The sequence below is a fragment of the Pseudorhodoplanes sp. genome, assembly GCF_035565795.1.
Lineage (GTDB): Bacteria > Pseudomonadota > Alphaproteobacteria > Rhizobiales > Xanthobacteraceae > Pseudorhodoplanes.
In genome coordinates this window covers 1-3,411 of sequence record NZ_DATMRV010000275.1, presented here as the reverse complement: position 1 = coordinate 3,411, position 3,411 = coordinate 1, and the positions used below count along the sequence as shown (strand labels likewise).

General features: G+C 59.8%; 5 protein-coding genes. 1 reads left to right on the top strand and 4 read right to left on the bottom strand.

Annotated features, from left to right (window positions below; all coding sequences use genetic code 11):
- The 3 genes from VNZ93_RS24455 to VNZ93_RS24445 all read right to left on the bottom strand — a co-directional run.
- Positions 1 to 740, bottom strand: a 740-nt coding sequence (locus VNZ93_RS24455) for a pyruvate formate lyase family protein (protein ID WP_325711723.1), incomplete at its 3' end; no start/stop codon positions are given.
- A gap of 160 nt (positions 741 to 900) precedes the next feature.
- Positions 901 to 1,134, bottom strand: a complete 234-nt coding sequence (locus VNZ93_RS24450; RefSeq protein ID WP_325711720.1) for a hypothetical protein — start codon at positions 1,132 to 1,134, stop codon at positions 901 to 903.
- Positions 1,135 to 1,314: 180 nt separating this feature from the next.
- Positions 1,315 to 1,836 (bottom strand): GNAT family N-acetyltransferase, encoded by a 522-nt coding sequence (locus VNZ93_RS24445; RefSeq protein ID WP_325711717.1) that lies wholly within the window; start codon positions 1,834 to 1,836, stop codon positions 1,315 to 1,317.
- A gap of 378 nt (positions 1,837 to 2,214) precedes the next feature.
- Between VNZ93_RS24445 and VNZ93_RS24440 the strand changes: the two genes are divergently transcribed.
- Positions 2,215 to 2,580, top strand: a complete 366-nt coding sequence (locus tag VNZ93_RS24440) for a response regulator transcription factor (RefSeq protein WP_325711714.1) — start codon at positions 2,215 to 2,217, stop codon at positions 2,578 to 2,580.
- A 12-nt stretch (positions 2,581 to 2,592) separates the two neighbouring features.
- On the opposite strand, the gene ppk2 is transcribed toward VNZ93_RS24440, so the two are convergent.
- Positions 2,593 to 3,366, bottom strand: a complete 774-nt coding sequence (ppk2, locus tag VNZ93_RS24435; RefSeq protein WP_325711726.1) for a polyphosphate kinase 2 — start codon at positions 3,364 to 3,366, stop codon at positions 2,593 to 2,595.
- Between the last annotated feature and the right edge of the window lie 45 nt (positions 3,367 to 3,411).

Sequence of the window (3,411 nt, the reverse complement as noted above, 5' to 3'; positions counted from 1 at the left end):
CGCGTGATGTCGAAGCCGTAATTCTTTGCCATCGCCGCTAGGTCGCCGAGCGCACGGATCTGTTCGGACAGTTCTTCGCGAACGCGGATGATCTCGTCCGTCGGCCACATGTCGTCGACCTGCTTGCGCTCCTCCTGTTTGGTTTCGATCAGGCGGGCAACGCCGTAGAGCGCAACGCGCCGGTAGTCGCCGATGATGCGGCCGCGGCCGTATGCGTCCGGCAGGCCGGTGATGATGCCGGATTTGCGGCACGCACGGATTTCATCAGTGTAGGCGTCGAACACGCCGTCGTTGTGTGTCTTGCGATATTTTGTGAAGGCGTCGTGCACGAGCGGATCGGCCGGGATACCGGCAGCCTTCAGGCCCGCCTCGACCATTCGCAAGCCGCCCCATGGAAAAATCCCGCGCTTGAACGGCTCATCGGTCTGCAGGCCGACCACGACCTCGTTCTTCTCGTCGATGTAGCCAGGCTTGTGCGCGAGCATGGTCGACGGCGTCTTGGCGTCGGCGGCCAGCACGCCCTTCTTGCGCTCCTCCTGGAAATACGGCTGCAGCTTTGCCCAAACCGCCTTCGTGCGCGCGGTCGGTGCGGCCAGGAATTTCTCATCGCCCGTATGGGGCGTGACGTTGTGTACGATGAAATCCCGCACATTGACGGTCCTGCACCAGTCACCCGGCTGGAAACTGCGCCATGCGCTCTCTTCCTGATGGGTTTCGCTGAGAGCGGCTAAACTGGCCATGAGAGCCTCCTGGTATCTGGATCGATGCGGCACTGCGCAGGCAGGCCATGCCTGCATCTTTCAAAGCTGCGTTCCTGATCAGCCGGCTGCGCGACAGCTGACTTCCGTCGGTCTCGCGATCAGGCGGGCCGTGCCGCCGCACCGCGTCGCATTCCGCGCGTCAAAGCCGGTGACCGAACTTCTTCATGCAAGCGGCGCCGCGTGAAGACTTGTTGGCATCCGCGGTCGTGCCCGCTCCAAGACTGCCTTTCTCCTTGTCCATGAAGGCCTTGCAGCGCTTGAACGCCTCTTCGTAAGAGATCTTTTTCGAGCCCTGTGCCGAGGCTGCTGCCGTCAGCGCGAGCGCTGCACAGATCGAGAGCGCAACAACTTGAATCGTTCTGGAAGCCGCCATGTCTTTCCTCCTCGTCCGCGCCTGCTCTCCGGCAGGGTGGCGGGATCAAGTTGGATCGATATTCGGCTGAGGTGAACTGAACCTAGGTGTAGACGAGGGATACGATCAGGTGACGTTCGCTTCGGAGCGCAACTTATTATTGCAGCGCAATACGGCTTGTCCGAACGGCGTGTGCGATTGTCAGAGATCAAGCGTGACGTGCGTTACGTTGTCGGCGGATCTGGCGCTCATGCGTACGCCGCAATGCTCGAACACATCGAGCATCGGCTGGTTCTCGGACAAGACCTCGGCAACGAATTGCTTGAGCCCAGCCGATCTCGCAATCGCGATCAGATGCCGGAGTAATATCGTCCCCAGACCCTGCCCCTGATACGCATCGATAACCGTGAACGCGATCTCGGCCGCGTCGCTCCCGATCAGCACATACCGCCCACCGGCTACGATTGCCTGGCCGTTGCCGTTGCCGACCACCGCCACCAGCGCAACGTGCTTGGTGAAGTCGATATCGACAAAGTAATGCGCTTCCGCCTCGCTGAACGTCGTCTTGACCGCAAAGAACCGTCGATAAAGCGAGTGCGGACTCGTGCGGTCGATCGCGCTCTCAAGAGCGGACCGGTCGTCGGGCTTAAGAGCGCGGATTTCCACACGGCGCCCATCCCGCAGCGTCTCGATCGCGGAGTAGCTTTCAGGCCGATCAATCATGGCCTAGCCCGCTGGCGCCCTCGTGAAAGATGTCTACGCGAAGCATAGAACCTTCGGCGGCGTTTGGTGCGGCTGCCTGCTGTTCATTGGTCTAGGCATCTTACGCGCAAGCATAATGGCGGTTTTTTTGCTCTCCCGGACGATGGATCATTGAGATCTTGCCGATCATCGGGGCGGCCATTACCGGGAACCGCCGTGGGAGCGGGATTGGTGATGGAGAGTATGCCGAGAGACAATAGACCGCATTGTCGAGAACGGTGTTGGATGAAACGTTGATAAGCTGAGGAGAAGGTGGACGAACTGGCACGCAAGCCGGGCAATTGCGGCGGCAAAGACTGTTGTGACGTTTCGGAATTGCGCGACACTACCCGGTGAACCATGATCGCTCTGGTTGATGATGACGACGCGGTCCTGGAGGCAACAGCCAGCCTTCTCCGATCGCTTGGTTACACTGTGCAAGCTTTCCGCTCAGGCGGTACGTTTCTGGACTGGACCGGCCTCGACAAGACCTCTTGTCTCATTGCCGACGTGATGATGCCCGAAATCGACGGATACGAACTCCAGCGCCGCCTGGTAATACGTGGCTACCGGTTTCCGATCATCTTCCTGACGGCCATTACCGAGGCGTCGGCACAAATGCGCCTCATGAAGCACGGCGCCCATTGCGTGCTGGGAAAGCCCTGCTCACAGCAGACTCTGGTCGAGTCCATAGAGTCCGCCATTCACTACGGCGAGCACGGATAGCATCAGCAACCCTCAAAAGCGCTGTTCGGCGAAGCGGTGTTCTTGCAGCGGCGCCATATCGTCATAGGCATGCTTGGTTTCGCGCGACGGCAGCTTGACCTTTGGTCGCGCTACCTTCTTGTACGGAATGGACGACAGAATATGCGCGATGCAGTTCAGCCGCCCGCGCCGCTTGTCGTCCGTGCGGACGATGACCCAGGGCGCGTGCTTGCTGTCGGTCTGTTTCAACATCGCGTCCCGCGCGCGGGAATAGTCGTACCAGCGGCTATAGGACCTCAGATCCATTTCGCTCAGCTTCCATTGCCGCAACGGATCCTCCAGCCGGGCCTTGAACCGCCGCTCCTGCTCGTCCTTTCCGACTTCGAGCCAGATCTTGATCACGACGATTCCGGCATCGACGATGTGCTTTTCGATTTCAGGGCACAGTTCTAGAAAATGTTTGTATTCGCGATTGCCCACGAATCCCATGACGTGCTCGACACCCGCGCGATTATACCAACTGCGATCGAAGATCACGATCTCGCCGGCCGCGGGGAAACGCTCGATGTAGCGCTGGATGAACATCTGACTTTTTTCGCGGTCCGACGGCGCCGGCAGAGCAACGACCCGGAATACGCGCGGGCTCACCCTTTCGGTCAGCGCCTTTATCGTTCCACCCTTGCCTGCGGTGTCGCGCCCCTCGAAAACGATGATGACGCGAAGGCCGTTGGTCTTTACCCAGTCCTGCAGGTGGCAGAGCTGCACCTGGAGCTTGCGAAGCTCCTTTTCGTAATCCTTTCGCGGCATCCGCTCGACCGCCGCCCCGGCGTCTTTCGTCTTGCGCTTTGCATT

Excerpts from the sequence above, each read along its gene's own strand:
- VNZ93_RS24450 (WP_325711720.1), bottom strand. The coding sequence starts at position 1,134 with ATGGCGGCTTCCAGAACGATTCAAGTTGTTGCGCTCTCGATCTGTGCA.
- VNZ93_RS24445 (WP_325711717.1), bottom strand. The coding sequence starts at position 1,836 with ATGATTGATCGGCCTGAAAGCTACTCCGCGATCGAGACGCTGCGGGAT.
- VNZ93_RS24440 (WP_325711714.1), top strand. The coding sequence starts at position 2,215 with ATGATCGCTCTGGTTGATGATGACGACGCGGTCCTGGAGGCAACAGCC.
- ppk2 (WP_325711726.1), bottom strand. The coding sequence starts at position 3,366 with ATGCCGCGAAAGGATTACGAAAAGGAGCTTCGCAAGCTCCAGGTGCAG.